Source organism: Algibacter sp. 2305UL17-15 (assembly GCF_040720935.1).
GTDB lineage: Bacteria > Bacteroidota > Bacteroidia > Flavobacteriales > Flavobacteriaceae > Jejuia.
This window is the reverse complement of the sequence record NZ_JBFDAE010000001.1, coordinates 200307-218472: the sequence shown is the minus strand read 5'-3', so window position 1 is coordinate 218472 and position 18166 is coordinate 200307. Positions and strand designations below refer to the sequence as shown.

At 35.4% G+C, this 18166-nt stretch carries 12 protein-coding genes and 1 pseudogene; 1 reads left to right on the top strand and 12 read right to left on the bottom strand.

Going from position 1 to position 18166, the window contains the following annotated elements:
- Positions 1-11 precede the first annotated feature (11 nt).
- Positions 12-1859 carry a sodium:proton antiporter gene (locus ABXQ82_RS00910; protein ID WP_367053575.1) on the top strand — a complete coding sequence of 616 codons (1848 nt, stop codon included), beginning with the start codon at positions 12-14 and terminating at the stop codon, positions 1857-1859.
- Between the two features lie 259 nt (positions 1860-2118).
- Here the strand turns inward: ABXQ82_RS00910 and ABXQ82_RS00905 are convergent, their stop codons facing one another.
- The 12 genes and pseudogenes from ABXQ82_RS00905 to ABXQ82_RS00850 all read right to left on the bottom strand — a co-directional run bounded on the left by ABXQ82_RS00905 (position 2119) and on the right by ABXQ82_RS00850 (position 18137).
- The gene (locus tag ABXQ82_RS00905) at positions 2119-2592 is read right to left on the bottom strand and encodes an isoprenylcysteine carboxylmethyltransferase family protein (protein WP_367053573.1); all 474 of its coding nucleotides are present in this window, start codon (positions 2590-2592) and stop codon (positions 2119-2121) included.
- A 73-nt stretch (positions 2593-2665) separates the two neighbouring features.
- Positions 2666-3043: a DUF2200 domain-containing protein gene (locus tag ABXQ82_RS00900; RefSeq protein WP_367053571.1), complete on the bottom strand. Its 378-nt coding sequence runs from the start codon at positions 3041-3043 to the stop codon at positions 2666-2668.
- A gap of 190 nt (positions 3044-3233) precedes the next feature.
- Positions 3234-3866 (bottom strand): annotated as a pseudogene (locus ABXQ82_RS00895) (DEAD/DEAH box helicase family protein); the annotation flags it as partial.
- A gap of 143 nt (positions 3867-4009) precedes the next feature.
- Positions 4010-4462, bottom strand: coding sequence for an IS200/IS605 family transposase (gene tnpA, locus ABXQ82_RS00890; protein WP_367053569.1), 453 nt, complete (start codon positions 4460-4462; stop codon positions 4010-4012).
- Positions 4463-5110: 648 nt separating this feature from the next.
- Positions 5111-5236, bottom strand: a complete 126-nt coding sequence (locus ABXQ82_RS00885) for a hypothetical protein (protein ID WP_367053567.1) — start codon at positions 5234-5236, stop codon at positions 5111-5113.
- Between the two features lie 191 nt (positions 5237-5427).
- Positions 5428-7830, bottom strand: coding sequence for a glycoside hydrolase family 31 protein (locus tag ABXQ82_RS00880; RefSeq protein ID WP_367053565.1), 2403 nt, complete (start codon positions 7828-7830; stop codon positions 5428-5430).
- 318 nt (positions 7831-8148) lie between these two features.
- Positions 8149-10056, bottom strand: a complete 1908-nt coding sequence (glgB, locus tag ABXQ82_RS00875; RefSeq protein WP_367053563.1) for a 1,4-alpha-glucan branching protein GlgB — start codon at positions 10054-10056, stop codon at positions 8149-8151.
- A 6-nt stretch (positions 10057-10062) separates the two neighbouring features.
- Complete coding sequence (locus ABXQ82_RS00870; RefSeq protein ID WP_367053561.1) at positions 10063-11691, bottom strand: trehalose synthase; 1629 nt, start codon at positions 11689-11691, stop codon at positions 10063-10065.
- Positions 11692-11694: 3 nt separating this feature from the next.
- On the bottom strand, positions 11695-13635 hold the full coding sequence (locus ABXQ82_RS00865) for an alpha-1,4-glucan--maltose-1-phosphate maltosyltransferase (RefSeq protein ID WP_367053560.1): 1941 nt from the start codon (positions 13633-13635) through the stop codon (positions 11695-11697).
- 39 nt (positions 13636-13674) lie between these two features.
- On the bottom strand, positions 13675-14940 hold the full coding sequence (locus ABXQ82_RS00860; protein ID WP_367053558.1) for a glucose-1-phosphate adenylyltransferase: 1266 nt from the start codon (positions 14938-14940) through the stop codon (positions 13675-13677).
- 23 nt (positions 14941-14963) lie between these two features.
- Positions 14964-16166, bottom strand: a complete 1203-nt coding sequence (gene glgA, locus ABXQ82_RS00855; RefSeq protein WP_367053556.1) for a glycogen synthase — start codon at positions 16164-16166, stop codon at positions 14964-14966.
- A gap of 573 nt (positions 16167-16739) precedes the next feature.
- Complete coding sequence (locus tag ABXQ82_RS00850) at positions 16740-18137, bottom strand: hypothetical protein (protein ID WP_367053554.1); 1398 nt, start codon at positions 18135-18137, stop codon at positions 16740-16742.
- Positions 18138-18166 lie beyond the last annotated feature (29 nt).

Here is an 18166-nt window from a genome sequence, read left to right as displayed (position 1 = left end):
AAAAAAGGTTTATGTTAGAGCTTGCTGGTATTATTATTCTTGGAATTTTAGCCCAATGGTTTGCTTGGAAATTTAAAATTCCCGCAATTTTACCTTTAATTTTAATCGGTCTTTTAGTAGGCCCAATAGCTGCACAGTTTTTAAGTGAAGATGGTACAAAATGGATAGAACCAATTTGGAATGGCAAAAAGGGATTATTCCCTGGCGATGGTTTGTACTATTTTGTGTCCTTGGCCATAAGTATTATTCTTTTTGAAGGTGGACTAACGTTAAAGCGCTCCGAAATTAAAACCGTAGGTCCCGTAATTACCAAGTTAATTACTTTGGGTTCTGCAATTACGTTTTTTGGTGCAGGACTTTTGGCACATTTTATTTTTGACTTAAGTTGGCAACTGTCCTTTTTATTTGCAGGATTAATTATAGTAACGGGACCAACGGTTATTACTCCAATTCTAAGAAACATTCCGCTTAAAAAAGATATTTCAACGGTATTAAAATGGGAAGGTATTTTGATAGACCCGATTGGTGCTTTGGTGGCAGTATTGGTGTTTGAGTTTATTAGTGTCGAGGGCGATAGTGGGTTTACTAAAACGGTATTGATCGAGTTTGGTAAAATTGTTTTGTTCGGTACTACTTTTGGGTTCACATTTGCGCATGCTTTGGCGTTTGCCATTAACAAAAAATTGATTCCACATTATTTACTAAATGTGGTGTCGTTATCTACGGTATTATTGGTTTTTGTTGAATCTGAGATTTTTGCGCACGAGTCGGGTTTACTTGCCGTTGTGGTCATGGGCATGGTTTTAGGAAATAGTAAATTAAATAATTTAAAGGAGTTGCTTTATTTTAAAGAATCTCTGAGTGTATTATTAATTTCCATACTTTTTATTCTGCTTGCCGCAAATATTAATATTGAAGATTTAGAGTTGCTTTACACATGGAAAACAGCTTTGCTTTTTGCTTTGGTGGTTTTTTTGATACGTCCAATAGCTGTTTTTGCAAGTACCTATGGTTCCAAATTAAATTTAAACGAAAAGTTATTTATCAGTTGGGTAGGCCCTCGTGGAATTGTTGCTGCAGGTATCGCATCATTATTTGGTAGTAAGCTTATAAAACAGGGTGTTGAAGGTGCTGAATACATTACGCCTTTAGTGTTTATGATCGTGTTGGGAACGGTATTGTTAAATGCGACCACAGCACGATTATTTGCGAGATTAGTTGGTGTGTTTTTGAAAAAATCTGAAGGTGTTTTAATTGTTGGTGCTTCTAAAGTGTCAAGGTTATTAGGGCATTATCTTTTAAATAACGGAAGACATGTTGTACTTATTGATAGCAACGAAAAGAACATTGAGAAAGCGAAGGAATTGGGATTAGAGGCTATTAGCACAAATATTTACTCTGATACTTTAATGGATAATATTGAACTTAGTGATGTAGGTTATTTAATGGCGTTAACGGGTAATCCTGATATTAATAAGTTTGCCATTAACAAATTCAGTAACCAATTTGGCGAAAATGGTTCTTTTAGATTGGTAACCACTCAGGAAATGCTAGACGATACCAACAACCCTAAAGAAGGTTTATTTTCCCATAAAGATGATTTTAATTCTTTAACAGAAGTGACTCGGAAACATCCTTCCATCCAAGAGATAGATTTGGAAGACAAAGATCATTATGAAAGCTTGATTGAAATCACAAAAAACGATGCCGACATTGTTCCTTTGTTTATTAAAGACAATGAAGGAGAACTTCATATTATCTCTTCCTATAATTTAGAGGTTGATACTGTTATTGAAGAGGGGTTTCAATTGGTGTATTTAGGGAAGCCGATTGATGTGGAGGGAGTGCCTGCGACTTAGTGTTTTCTAAATTAAACATATTTCCGTTAGCGAGAGTGTCACGCTCGTGACGTAAAAGTTATGAGCGTGTAGTTAACAGAAAAGAAAAGGGAATGGAAGTCTTTGCATACTATTTTGAAATTAAAAGTCCTTAAAAAATCAGTCGTACATCAATTTTGGAGCGTTCCCGCCTGCCGGCAGGTTTTTATAGTGTTGTGCAACGGTTACCGTTGTTGTGCGGTCATATTTGTCTTTTGAAATTCGTTTGTGTTCAAGAATATTAAATCCATCTCCTTACTTTTTCACAATACCTTTGATACTCCTCTCCAAAATCATTTCTCAAACGAGGTTCTTCAATGAGTATTACGAAAATGTTGAAAGTAATAAAGACTAAGAGTAAATAAATCCATAACTCAACTGATTGAAAAAAGATGGCTTCCCCAATCAGTATCAATGTCACGCCAACATACATTGGATTACGTGAAAATTTGTAAAGTCCAGCCACAACTAATCTCTTTGTTGGGTCGGCAGGAGAAAGCGTCCCTCGTCCTTTGATGGCAAAACTTATGATACACCAAAGCATTATTACAAAGCCAATCAGAAATACAATTATCCCGATATAATGATGCAATTGCCAAACTTTACCAAACAAATTATTTATCCTGAAACCTGTAATCCATAGTGGTATCAGTCCTGCTACTAATCCAGGTTGCAGGATTGTGAAAAGTAGATTTCGTATGAATAATGATAACATTTATGGTTTTAAGTTTATATTTTCGTTTTATCGGTTAAACAACTATTATTGATGCACTTTTTTGGCACCAGTTTTATTCCTCTTCTTTCCGAAAAATTTTCTCCATTTTACGACCTCTTGCCAATTCATCAATCAGCTTTTCCATACGCCTACATTGTTTATACAATTCAAATTCGTCCTCTATTTCTTCAATTCGATAACCGCAAACGACTCCTTTAATCAAGTGTGCGTTTGGATTTATTTTAGCTTTTTGAAAAAATGTTCTAAAGGTTGCTTTTTCATCAATAAGTGCTTGTAAAGCATCTTGATCAAAACCAGTAAACCATTTAATTACTTGATTGAGTTCTTCTTTTGTTCTTCCGTTTTTCTCCAACCTGTTCAGGTAAAGAGGATAAATGGATGCAAAGATCATATTGGCAACATTTTCATTTTTTTCGGCGGTAACTTTCATTTTTATTTGATTTTGAATTGATTGGCGCTAATGTGCTCGCTCGTTGCGTTGGTCAGCAACTAAATTAGTAAAAGAAAACGAATCAGGGGAAAACCCTATGGATTTTCCGTAAGTATGCTAGAAATAGTAATGAATTATATACGGCTTGGCAACAGTTTTACCTGTTATCTTTTTCCAATTTCTGAGATGTATTTTTGGGCACTTTACCTTTCTTTCTAATTTCAAAGGGCGATATACGTACGAAAGCATCTTCATCAAAAGCATTGAATGAATTAAAGGCCTGATCCGCCAAAAATAAGATTCTAGGACTTCTAGACCCATCACGTCTTAAATTCCATTTGGCATGAAACAATTTCCAAGCAATTTGAAAGGCTATGGCTGTTTTTCCTGTACCTGTAGCTAAGGTTAAAAGTAATCTGTCCTTTTTCCCTGAAATGGCTTCTAAAACTTTGGCAATGGCATTTTGTTGGTAATATCTGGGTTGCCAAGTGCCACCTCTATCTTCAAAAGGAATGGCAAACAAGCGTGCTGCCCAATCAGCAATCTCAACTTTATAGTCTTCTTTTGGTGTTGGGTAGGTCATTTCCCAAAGGGCGTCTGGTGTTGGGTATTTAGATACATCACCTTCCGTACCTTCGACCATGTCTATACCATAGATTTGCAACCCATTCGTAGCATAGGTAAAACGAATATTTAAACGTTCTTCATAGTCTTTGGCTTGACCAACGCCTTGCGTTTAGTATTCATCTCTTTTTTTAGCTTCTACAGCACCTATTCTCCTGTTTTTGTATTCTAAAACGTAATCTGCAAAACGGGGCGTGGCTTCTACTACGGGAAGGATTGCATCCAACCCTAAAATATCCCGTCCTTTCAGGACTAATCCCGAAGGGATGAGATACGCTGAGGTAAGGGCGAAGTCCTGCCGAATAGGATGTGCAATAATGAAGCCCTGAAAGGGCGCTATAATTAATCCCAAACATAGTCTTCATTATATGCAACTTTATACTTTTTTAAAAAACCTCTGTATTCTTCCTTAAAACCTTTTTTACGATGGTGTTCATGCTGATTTTTAATGTAACCAATCACTACATCTACTTCACTTGGGTTTACTGAAAATGCACCGTAGCCATCTTGCCAAAAGAAGTTTTTTAAACTTTTATCTTTGGTTTTATACCACTTGGATGAACTGGCTTTTATTTTTTGTACCATGGTCATTAAAGCTATTTTTTTGGATAGCATGCATAGAATATGTACATGATTTGTATAACCACCAACGATTAAAACAGGACACTCTAGCTCATTACATACGCCACCTAAATACGCATGTAGCTCTTGCTCGTAAGGTGGAAAGATTAATTTTTCTCTATACTTGGTGCTAAACACGATATGTACATAGTTTTTTACGAGTGATTGTCCCATGGTTATAGCACCCTTTCAGGGTTTTTATTGGTTTGTTTCCTTATCGGATGGAATGCTTCCATCCTTACTATGCTGCATCCCTTCGGGACTGGTTAACACTAATCCCAAAGGGATGTCATATAAACGCATGGGGCAAAGCCCTACGCTTTTAATTAAGGGAATTAGTCCTAGCCCAAAAGGGCGTTATAACCATGATGTGTTATTAGGTCCCGGATAATTATAGCACCCTTTCAGGGTCTTTATTGGTTTGTTTCCTTATCGGATGGAATGCTTCCATCCTTACTATGCTGCATCCCTTCGGGACTGGTTAACACTAATCCCAAAGGGATGCCATGTAAACGCATGTGGCAAAGCCCTACGCTTTTAATTAAGGGAATTAGTCCTAGCCCAAAAGGGGCGTTATAACCATGATGTGTTATTAGGTCCCGGATAATTATAGCACCCTTTCAGGGTTTTTATTGGTTTGTTTCCTTATCGGATGGAATGCTTCCATCCTTACTATGCTGCATCCCTTCGGGACTGGTTAACACTAATCCCAAAGGGATGTCATATAAACGCATGGGGCAAAGCCCTACGCTTTTAATTAAGGAAATTAGTCCTAGCCCAAAAGGGGCGTTATAACCATGATGTGTTATTAGTCCCGGATAATTATAGCACCCTTTCAGGGTCTTTATTGGTTGTTTCCTTATCGGATGGAATGCTTCCATCCTTACTATGCTGCATCCCTTCGGGACTGGTTAACACTAATCCCAAAGGGATGTCATATAAACGCATGGGGCAAAGCCCTATGTTTTTAGGGTAACTTATTAAATGAAGATAAATATAAGGTTTTATTCACAATTTTGTTTCGTTTTGGGATGATAAGAGGAGGTTTCGTTCCTCTTTTCGTGATTTTATTATAGCCAAAAAAAGCCTCACTTTTTTAAAAAAACGAGGCTTTTGTATAATTGGAAAAAGGTCTTTTTCTAACCTATAATATGCAATTCATTAAACTCCTTGGTTAATACTAATGTATCGTCTCCTTTTAGTTTTAAATCTTTTAGTGGAATTTCTACGTTATCTACTTCAACTTTAGAGATTTTAAATGGCAAGCCGTGTAAATTCAACTTAAAGGTTTTATAAGTGGTTACAAACTTACCGGATTTGTGCTGCTGAATAATCAATTCTTTTTTCTTTCCAGACAATTTGAAGTTTCTTAAACTATATCTACCTTTAATATAATCATAACCATCGGTGGCATCTTCATAAACCATGGATTCTTCTTTACCTTCTGCATAATATACATCCAATAATAACTCATTAATGGTTTTTTCGCCTACATACTGTTGAATTGGGTATTTAGGAATAATAGCACCTTCTTTTACAAAAATTGGCATGCTATCTAAATCGGCATCAACCCAAACTTCTTGACCTCCGATTACAACTTCATCAGTCCAGTAGTTGTACCATTGCCCTCTTGGGATATACATTCGTCTCCCTTTTTGGTTAGGACCGGTAACAGGACAAGCTAGTATTTTTTCACCAAAAATAAACTCATCATTTCTATAGTGTGTTTGAGTGTCTTCTTGATCGTAAAGTACCAAAGACTTTAAGATTGGAACACCATCTTCGGCATATCTCCAAAATGCGGTGTATAAGTAAGGTAGTAATTGATATCTTATTTCAATAAACTTTCTTACGACATCGGTAATGGTTTTTCCAAAAGCCCAAGGTTCTTGATCTCCGTGGTCTCCAGAAGAGTGCGTTCTACAAAATGGGTGGAAAATACCTAACTGGATCCAACGTGCATATAGCTCACCGTTTGGTTGTTCGGCAAATCCTCCAATATCAGATCCTATAAACGAGAATCCAGACATACACATACGTTGGGCTTGTAAATTTGCAATGGTTAAATGATCCCAAGTTGCAATATTATCTCCAGTCCAACTAGAAGTGTAACGCTGTGTTCCAGAATAAGCTGCTCTTGTAATTACAAAAGGCCTTTTTGGGTATGAAAACTTTTTTAAACCCTGATAGGTAGCGCGTGCCATTTGCATTCCGTAAATGTTATGCGCTTTTCTGTGGCTACATTGGTTGCCATCGTAATCGTGTCTGACATCGTTAGGGAAGGTTTTTCCGGGAACGTCCATTACTGCTGGCTCATTCATATCGTTCCAAACACCTTTAACGCCTATATCTTCTACTAATTCTTTGAATAAATTAGACCACCATTCTCTTACTTCTGGATTTGTGAAATCCGGGAAATAACATTCACCTGGCCAAACTTTACCTTTCATGTATGGACCGTCGGCACGTTTACAGAAGTAATCTTTATCAAGCCCTTCTTTGAACACCGAATAGTCCATGTCTATTTTAATTCCCGGATCAATAATAACGATGGTCTTAAAGCCATCATCAGCCAGTTCCTTAACCATGCGTTTAGGGTCAGGGAAATATTCCTTACTCCAAGTAAAGCATCTAAATCCTTCCATGTAATCGATATCTAAATAAATAGCATCACAAGGGATTTCTAGTTCTCTAAATTTAGAAGTGATTTCTTTTACGTTAGATTCAGGGTAGTAACTCCATTTACATTGGTGGTAACCAAGCGTCCAAAGCGCAGGCATTTCATGTGGTTTTCCCGTTAAATCAGTATAGTTCACTACCACATCTGACATGTCGGGACCGTATATGAAATAGTAATTCATTTCGCCTCCGTGCGCCCAAAAACTTGTAATATTTCTGCGTTCACTACAAAAGTCAAAAAACGACCTAAATGTATTGTCGAAAAATATACCGTAAGATTTTTTATTGTGTAAAGCGGTGTAAAAAGGAATGGCCTTATAAATGGGATCGGTATCCCTGCCGTAGGCATAAGAGTCTGTTACCCAGTTTTCAAAACGTTTTCCTTTTAGGTTGTTATCAACTGGTTTATCTCCTAAACCAAAATAACTCTCACCTGCTTGGGCAGTTTTGGACATTTTTACAACATCGCCACCATGCTCGTAACTTTCTTCCCAATGGAACCCCAATTCATCTTCACAAATTAAAGTTTTGTCCTTGGCATCAAAAATAGACGTTCTTAAATCTAATTTTGAAATATTGCAAATAAGTTTTGATGTTGTAATTATGTAATTTTTATCGTCTTCAGTTACTTCTAGGTGGTTATAACCTCTACTTGCATATTTTGTAATGGCATAAGAAAAGTCATTTTCAAAAATGCCCGTAGTTGTAAATCTAAAGCGAAGAATACTATCTCTACGAACCGTAACCTCTAAAACTACACCGTTTGCAGTGGTAAAAGAGAGAACGTTAAGGTTTTTCTCGTATTTAATTATTTTTGAAGGAAACAGATTTCCTTTATATTCTAATTCAGTATTTAATATCATAAAAAAACAGGTACTAAAATTAATCAGCGAAATTACTAAAATTTTAGTGCTTGTTTGGTTTATTTTTATTAAAAAAACGGTTAATTAATTATATAAAATTTAATAAATCAGCCTTCTAATTACTTAATTTTTAATAAAGTGTACATAAACCTCTTTTTTTAAATTTGAAATGAGTTTTAAATATGAAAATTTAACATGATTATCGTCAAAAGCTTTGGAGTGAAAAGCGCTATATCAGATTTCAACAAAAAAAAAAAATTCGGTTATTGAATATGATGTCTCATTCAATAACCGAAAAAATGTAAAACTTAAGAGTTATTATTTAAACTCAAAAATAGTAACTGCCAGTGGGGGTAATGTTATTACTGCTGAATAATCTTTACCATTCCAAGATTCTTTTTTAATGGTAATTTGTTTTTTGTTAGCAATACCGCTTCCTCCAAACTCCTCTGAATCACTATTAAAAATCTCCACGAGTTTCCCTTTTGAGGTTACCCCTATTTTATAGTCTTTTCTTACTGCCGGCGTTAAATTACAAACCACCACTACATTTTGTGCTTCTTTATAACCTTTTCTGATGTATGAAATCACGCAGTTTTCATGATCGTCGTAACTTATCCACTCAAAACCTTCGCCACTAAAGCCTTTTTCGTATAATGCTGGTGTATTTTTATAGACAGCATTTAACGATTTATAATAGTTTAGCATGTCTTGATGTGGCTTAAATTCCAATAAATTCCAATCTAGGCTTTCTTGGAAATTCCACTCGTTATATTGTCCAAATTCCCCACCCATAAACAAGAGTTTTGTACCTGGGTGCGTAAACATGTAACCGTATAATAAACGCAAATTTGCAAAGCGCTGCCATTCATCACCTGGCATTCTTCCCAAAATAGAATTTTTACCATACACCACTTCATCATGAGATAATGGCAACATAAAATTCTCAGTAAATGCATAGGCTAAACTGAATGTAATTTCGTTATGGTGGTATTTTCTATATATAGGATCTAAAGCGAAATACTCTAGGGTATCGTGCATCCAGCCCATCATCCATTTCATTCCAAAGCCTAAACCGCCTACAAAAGTTGGTTTAGAAACCATTGGGAACGCTGTGGATTCCTCAGCTATCATTTGCACATCAGGAAACGATGCATATATTTCTTCATTCAATTCTTTTAAGAAACTGATAACGGCTAGGTTTTCTCTGCCTCCGTACATATTTGGTTCCCATTCTCCGTCTTCTCTGGAATAATCCAAAAATAACATGGACGCAACGGCATCTACGCGTAAACCATCTGCATGGTATTGGTCCATCCAAAAAGCGGCATTACTTATTAAGAATGAGCGCACTTCATTACGTTCATAATTGAAAATTAAACTTTTCCAATCTTGGTGATAGCCTTTGCGCTTGTCTGGGTGTTCATACAAGTGCGATCCATCAAAGAACCCTAATCCGTGTGCATCTTCTGGGAAATGTGATGGTACCCAATCCAGTATGATTCCAACGCCCGCTTCGTGCAATTTATCCACTAAATATTTAAATTCTTCAGGATATCCAAAACGTGATGTTGGCGCAAAATAACCTGTAACTTGATAGCCCCAAGACGGATCATATGGGAATTCCATAATTGGCATAAATTCTACATGCGTAAAATTCATGTCGCTCACATATTTTACCAAATCATCGGCCAACTCAAAATAAGACAAGAATCGGTCTTCTTCGGCGTGCCTTTTCCAAGAGCCTAAATGCACTTCGTAAACAGAAAAAGGCGCATCAATGGCGTTATTCTTTTTACGGTTTTTCATCCAGTTTTTGTCTTTCCACTTATAGTTATCATCCCAAACTATGGATGCCGTTTTTGGATTGTGCTCGTAACGTCTTGCGTAAGGATCAGCCTTTTCGGTTTTTATATCGTTGTTATGGCTTTGTATTTTGTATTTATAGGTGGCACCTTTTTCCACAAGAGGAATAAAGCCTTCCCAAATACCACTTGAATCCCAGCGAACGTTTAATTGGTGTTCGCCTTCCATCCAATAATTAAAGTCGCCAATTACCGAGACTTGTTTTGCTGAAGGAGCCCAAACCGCAAAATAAACGCCATCTATACCGTCAACGGTAACGAGGTGCGATCCAAATTTTTCGTAAAGTCTAAAGTGCTTTCCGGCCTTAAAAAGATTAATATCAAATTCTGTGAATAAACTGAAAGGTTTAACGTGTGCCATAGTTTGTTAGTTGTTAATAATATTAGAAATTCCCTTAAGAGGAATGATTGCCCATTGCGGACGTGAATTAAATTCGTAACCCAATTCATAAACGGCTTTTTCGAGCAGCGCATATTTCAACAGAAAAATACGTTCTTGATTATAACCTATATTTAAATTGGCATCTCTTACTTGGGAAACATAGGTTCCTAAAAATAATCCGATGCTATAATTATACAATAATTCGCCTGCTTCAAAAAGTTTTTCTGATTCGTTGTTATAGTTATTTAAATTGTTAAAAATAGTGGTGTAAATAGCGTAATGGAAACTTCTAAACAAGCCTGCAATATCCTTTAAGGGAGGTTGTTTAACTTTTCTATCACGAATGGTGCTTTCTGGTTCTCCTTCAAAATCCAGAATATAGAAATCGTTGTCTTTCACCAAGATTTGGCCCAAATGATAATCGCCATGAACTCGGATGCGCTGGCCTTTAAGTTTGGTCCAATCAAAATTCACAAAGCGTTTTCTAATTAAGTTTTTCTTATCCAAAAATTCTTTTGCCATTTTTAGTGCTAAATCGTCCAGCTTATCCAAATTGTTTTCAACAGTATTTAGTCTGTTTTGAAATTGGTACAATAATCGATTTTTTAACCAAACTTCGTAATCGCCATTGTAATGCGCAGGTGTAAAAGCGGTTTCCTCAAATTCTGAACCTAACGCAATGTGCATTTCAGCGGTTCGTTTTGCTAAGGTCTGTATTTTTTTTAGAAAATCTAAACCTACCCAATCTATTAAAACGGGAGGGATGTCGTTTATATTTAATTTTAAAAAACGTTCCGTTTCTGGAATTTCTTTGAGGTTTAGTTTTTTTGTGTCTAAAGCCCTGAATATTCTGTCGAATTCCTTCAGCATATAATCCCAGGCATCGCCTTGATTTGGAATCAATTTTTGCATCAAAGCTATGGTAATAATCTCCCTTCCCGCATCATCAATGTTTATGCTTCCTAGATATGGTGGTGTGTTTTTATAGTCTCTTTTTTCAGATAAATACCTGCTCATTTCATAGTCAGGGTTTTTACCGGCATAAATTCTTCTGAAAAATTTTAAAACATATTTTTCATTATAGATGATAGAGGTATTGCTCTGTTCTAGCCCCATAAACCTAGAGGACTCATAAGCATTATCTTCAAGAAGATTGCTTTTATGGTATTGTACTTTTGTGCGGTCTATGGGTTCTGAAGTAATGATCCGTTCAAACACCAATTTCCTGAATGCTTCAAGATTGATGGCATCAATAATATGGCCGCTTTTACCATCGATACTTACCGGTAATATTTTATCCTGTTCTGCAAAAGAATCATCTGTTACAAAAGCAATGGGCAAAAAGTAATGTTGATAAAAAGCCTCAACAAAATTAACTTCTAAAATTAAACCATAATAGACTTCTTCGTTTTGCTGAATTCTAAAATATTCGGAGAGTTCAATATATTTTAATTTGCTTGCTTTTCCGCCATACCAGCGTTGTTTTTGTACATACTCTTCTAAAACATCAGATAAAAAAACCGATAGAAAGTTTGTGTCATCCAAGAGTTGTTCCCAGGTGCCATCAAAAACTAAAGGTTTTTTTAAGGTATTTTCAGAAGTAGTTTCAGTCATACATTATTTATTTATATGAAAAATATGGAATGGTAACGTAGGATGTAATTCTACAAAATTCCATTCGTTATGCCAAGTGTAACGGCTATCTGTTATTACATCATGCATTTCAATATGGTGACCAGGATGCACTCCCAGTTCCTGAAGCGGCAGTTGTACAGTACCTTGTTGCGAGTTATGGGCATCTAAACTTATGATTACAAGAATATGATTTGTTTTTGCATCGTTCCATTTGTAGAATGCCATTATATTATCATTATCTACATGACAGAACTTAATATTATTGGTTTGCTGTAAGGCTTCGTTATGATGCCTTACATAATTTATCTTGGCAATAATTGTAATGAGTTTATTTTTAATTTCCCAATCATAATGTGTGATTTGGAATTTTTCAGAATTTAAATATTCTTCTTTTCCGAGCAATGAATCCGATAGCATGTATTCAAAAACAGGGCCGTAAATACCGATACTGGAACTTAGTGTTGCGGCAAGTGCATAACGCTGCATGTGTTTGGATTCTCCAGTTGCTTGTAAATGAAACGGGTTGATATCTGGGGTATTTGGCCAAAAATTAGGCTGCATGTACTCCTTTAACTCGGTTTGGGTCAATTCTTCAACATACTCGGTTAATTCATGTTTAGAATTCCGCCATGTAAAATAAGTATAAGATTGCGTATAGCCTTGTTTGGCTAATTGTTGCATTACTTTTGGTGCGGTAAATGCTTCTGCCAAAAAGATAACGTTAGGATTTTTCTCTTTGACCTTAGTGATGATCCAATTCCAAAAATAGAAAGGTTTGGTATGTGGATTATCTACTCTAAAGATTTCGATACCGCAATCGATCCAATAAAATAAAGTATCTAAACACTCGTTCCATAGGGCTTGATAATCTTCGCTTTCCCAATATATAGGCAAGATATCTTGGTATTTCTTAGGGGGATTTTCGGCATATTGCACAGTACCATCCGGTCGCCATTTAAACCATGATGGATGCTCTTTTACCCAAGGATGATCTGGTGCGGCTTGTAGGGCATAGTCCATTGCAATTTCTAAGTTGTTGTCTTTAGCACGTTGGATTAAGGATTTAAAATCATCGAGATTTCCTAATTCTGGATGAATGGCTTTATGTCCGCCATGTTTAGAACCAACGCCCCATGTAGAACCCACATCACCAGGTTTTGCCTCAGTAGTGTTGTTTTTACCTTTTCTATTTACTTCTCCAATAGGATGGATTGGCGGCAAATAAACCACATCAAATCCCATATTTTTAATACGTGGCAATAAACGTTCACAATCTTTAAATGTGCCATGAACACCTTCTTTTTCTGAAGCTGAACGTGGAAAAAATTCATACCAGGTGCTGAATCGCGCCTTTTTTCTATCTACATAAACCTGATATTCTTTTGAAACATTCTCAAGAATTTTTACAGGATTATTGTAAAAGATAGTATAGAGTTTTTCTGAAGTCGCTTCGTTTATAGCTTCGCCATATCTGTCTTCATCTTTAAAAATAGCATGGATTTTCTCTAAATAGGCTTTGTCTTCTTTTGAAGCTACTTTATCTATAATAGCCGCAACATAATCGGCACCTTCTAAGAGTTCAGAACTTACATATTGTCCATCGTCTATCTTTCGGATAATGCCGTGTCTCCAGTTTAATGCATAGTCAACCCAGGCTTCAACTTTATAATTGTAAAACCCTTGTTTTTCAACAGTAAAGGCGGCTTGCCATTCATTGTTAAAATCAAGCGCCATTCTGGTGTTTCTCCAGGCCCTTCCATTTTCGTGCTTATAATAAACAGATGCTCCTAAAACATCATGTCCGTCGGCAAGAATATGTGCTCTAACATTTACAATTTCGTCTACTACGCGTTTTATATAATACTCACCACAATTTACACTAGGCGAAACATAATCAATTACAACTCTTCTTTGGTCTTGCATTCTTTTTAGTATAATAAAAAAATAAAAATTTATGTGATTTTAGATCTTGGTTCCTTTAAGGATTGTTGCTCCGTTTTTAATAACAACAATACCATCTCTAACACAGTAGGTGTCTGTTTCTGTATCTTCTAAGTGTTTTCCTCCTTCAATTTTAACATCGTCACCAATTCGGCAGTTTTTATCTAAAATGCAGTTTTTAATGGAACAACGCTCTCCAATACCCATTAGGTTTTCAATTTTATTGTTATTCATGTCTTCTAGAGATTCATAATAGTCAGCTCCCATCATATAAGTATTAACTATCGTGGAATCTTTACCTATTCTTGAGCGAATACCAATTACTGATTTTTCTATTCTTGTAGCACTTATAATACAACCTTCGGAAACTACAGTTCTGTCTAATACAGTATCAGCAATTTTTGTTGTGGGTAGCATTCTAGCATGCGTGTAGATACGTTTCTCTCTATTATATAAATCAAATTGAGGAATATCATCGGTCAATCCTAGATTAGCTTCAAAAAACGATTCTATGGTCCCTATATCGGTCCAATAGCCTTCATATTGATAACTTAACGTTTTGTGTGAATTAATGGACTGTGGTATAATTTCTTTACCAAAATCAATTGTATCAGGGTTTTTCATTAATTCTACCAATAAATCCTTATTGAATACATAAATACCCATTGAAGCCAGATAATTACGTCCTTGGGATTTCATTTCAGCACTCACTTCCGATGTCCACTCAGGTAAAAGTTCAGTATCTGGTTTTTCTATAAATGAAGTAATAATATTGTGGTCATTAGCTTTTAGAATCCCAAATCCTGGAGCATCTTTAGCGTTTACGGGAATGGTTGCAATAGAAATTTCGGCACCACTTTTTTCATGTGCCTCAATTAATTTATCATAATCCATTTGGTATAATTGATCACCAGATAAAATTAAGGCATATTCAAAATCGTGTTGTAAAAAATGGTGCATGCTCTGTCTTACTGCATCTGCCGTTCCTTGAAACCAGGTTTTGCTCTCAGGAGTTTGTTCAGCGGCTAGTACATCCACAAAAGCAGAACTAAAAAAACTAAAGTGATAGGTGTTCTTTATATGCTTATTTAGTCCGGCAGAATTGAATTGTGTCAGTACGAATATACGTTTGATGTCTGCATTGATACAATTTGAAATAGGGATATCTACTAATCTATATTTCCCTGCTATTGATACTGCTGGTTTTGAACGTCTATCTGTTAATGGATATAGCCTTGATCCTTGACCACCACCTAATATTATGGATAAAACTTTATTGTTAATCATATCTTTTAGTTTTTTAAGTTAGTTTATATTAATGATTTATATAGTTCTTCAACTTGTTTTGCAATAGCAACCCAATCAAAGTAGTCTTCAACACGTTTTCGTCCGTTTTTTGCCATTTTTTCCCTAAGCTCTTTATCGCCAATTACTTTATTTACCCCGTTTGCTAAATCTCTTGCAAATTTATCAGGGTCAATAGGTTCAAAAGGGGCTTCTTTTTGTTGTTCTAAAGGAATTAAAATACCTGTTTCGCCGTGAACAACAACCTCTTTTATACCTCCTACAGCACTTGCTACAACGGCCGTATCACAAGCCATGGCTTCAATATTTATAATTCCGAAAGGTTCATAAATTGAAGGACAGCAAAATACATCAGCATGAGAATAGAGCTCAATAATTTCTTCCTTGGTTACCATTTTATCAATCCAAATAACGTTGTCTCTGGTCTTTTTGACTTCGTTAACAGCGTCCTCCATTTCTTTACCAATCTCTTTGGTATCTGGTGCGCCGGCACACAATACGATTTGTGTATCCGGATCTATATATTTTATAGCGTTTACCAAATGTATAATTCCTTTTTGGCGCGTAATTCTTCCCACAAAAAGTACGTAAGGCTTGTCTTTATCAACGCCATATTCGTCTAAGGTTGATGATGTTGCCGTTTTAATATATTGTTGAAGATTGATACCATTATATATGACATGAATCTTACTTTCATCTACATCAAAATGTTTGATGACATCTTCCCTTGTTTCTTCAGATACAGCAATTAAAGCATCGGCCATTTCAATAGCTGTTTTTTCTACCCAAGAAGAGGCATCATAACCTCTCCCTAATTGTTCACGTTTCCAAGGCCTTAAAGGCTCAAGGGAGTGCGTTGTAATCACCAAAGGCGTGCCATAACACAGTTTGGCTACAATTCCTGCAAAATGTGCGTACCATGTGTGGCAATGTACAATATCTGCATCAATAGGATCTGCATTCATATGCAAACAGGTGCTCAATGTTTTAAATACCGATTTTAATTTATCATCTGAGTTTTCAAAAACACCATCATCAAACGGAAAACCTTTTACTGTTAAGCTGTCAGATTTATCATCCTGATCACCAAAACATCTTACATCCATTTCCATTAATTTAGCCAATTCTCCAGCTAAATATTCAACATGTACTCCTGCACCACCATAAACGTATGGCGGGAATTCTCTAGTGTAAAAAAGTGCTTTCATATTTAAATTGTTGTCAGTTTTGGTTTAATTCATGTTAAAAAAAGAATCGATAGACCCTCTAAATTCCATTTGAATGGAACTTTAAAAAATTATAAAAATCATTTTTGCAGGTTATAATCATTTGAAATGAAGCAATTTACAGTCTAAAATTCGCAAAATTGTTAATAACAATTACGAAATATAATTAAAATTAATGTAAAAATTAGACTTGTGCCAACCTTAATGTTTTTAAGGGTTGAGTAAGTGGTTTTTAACACTTCGGTATCACAGTTATAAACTTACAAAAATAATTATTAACAAATTTGGTGATGTTAAACTTTTATGAAAAAATAGGTGTTTTTTAGATAATAGGACATTATCAACAAAAAAAAGTGTAAATCCCTAAGTTTGGTTTAAATCATTCAAAGAATTTGAATGAAGTATCTAGTAGGTACTATTTGGGTTTGTTTTAAGTTGAATAATTAGAATGGGTAAAAAGTGGCATTTAAAATTAATAAACGAATTTTTTATAATACTGTAGAAAAAAAGCAGCCCTTTAATTAATGATAAAGGACTGCTGTTTTGAAACTAAACTTAAAAATGATATCGTAAACCTAATTTTACGGGATTATCTTTATTTAACAATAAAGAAGTACCATCTGTTTTAAACTCGCCACCAGACTCTGGTTTAAACGTAAAGGTTTCATAGATGAAGACTGGGAACTGACAAAAAAACGACCAATCTTCGCAAACACGTATATTAATACCGCCATATACACAAGCTATAATTCCGGATACGTCATCTTTAGAGAATCCATTATCATTGGTTCCAAAGTTATAACTACCCATTATTCCGGCAACAAATTGTGTTTGTTGACTTGGAGTGGCAGGTATGTGATATTGTAGTTTTGTACCAATATTAAACCTGTTGGAACTAGCGTCATTAAAACTCAAATTAGAATAAGATCCCTCAAGCCCCCAGTACAGACCATTATCGCTTCCATAATTTATTCTTTTAAGATATTCAGCGAATACACAATATGAAATGTCTTCGAAATCTTGGGTAGCACCAAAACCAGCCCCTCCACCTATAGATTGATCTGGCATTACATCTTGAATTCCATCATCGGCAAGTGCGGTTTCGGTGGGTTCTTCTTTTTTAGGGCAACAATCAATGGAAGTAATTGTAAGTGTAGGATTTTTGGGTAAATTTATAGATGTTTTAGAATGCGTATATAGTCCTGTAACAGTAGCTTTATATTCAAATGTTCCTTTTCTAAGAGTTCTGTTTTCTCCAAGAAATTCGCATTCGCAGTCTAATCTGCCTTCTGTTTTAATTGTATAAGTAATGTTCGGATAGTCAATTTTTTCAATTTTTATTTTAGATATCGGATAAACCCAGCATCCGTTTGATGTAAATGGGGTTTGTTTTTCAATAATATGTTCTGAATTAAATAGGCGTTTGTAAAAATCATAAATACGCTTAAGAGTGTCAATGTCCTTTATTGAAGGGTCTATGTCGTTACCATTTTCATCAATACGGGCAAAAATATGCTCCCCTTTTATATCTCCTATATCTTTTCCTGTTAAACCCTTTACATAATCACTAAAGTTATTAGCATTGCTAAAAGCATTAAGTGATTTTTCGCTAATTGTTTTAAAATTTCCTTTGTTAAAAGTATCTTCTTTAATATAGTTTAAATCAGCTTCAAAATTGGTTGCAAGTGTTAAGCTGGAATGCGTAAGAAATGGAATATTCGCATACATATAGGATGGGACATCAAGTCTGTCCACGATCTCCTGAATTTTACATTCTTTTCCACTATTTAAAGTTAAGAGTTTAGCATTTTTTACCATGTACTTAAATGCCTCTTCCAGTTCCTTATTATATTTTTCGGCGTTGTTTATATTAGCTACTTGCGCGTACATACTTGACATGGATAAGCAAAGCAAAAAAACTATAAGACGTGTGGGTACTTGTTTGGTTTTCATAATATATGGTTTTAAATTGATTGAAGTAA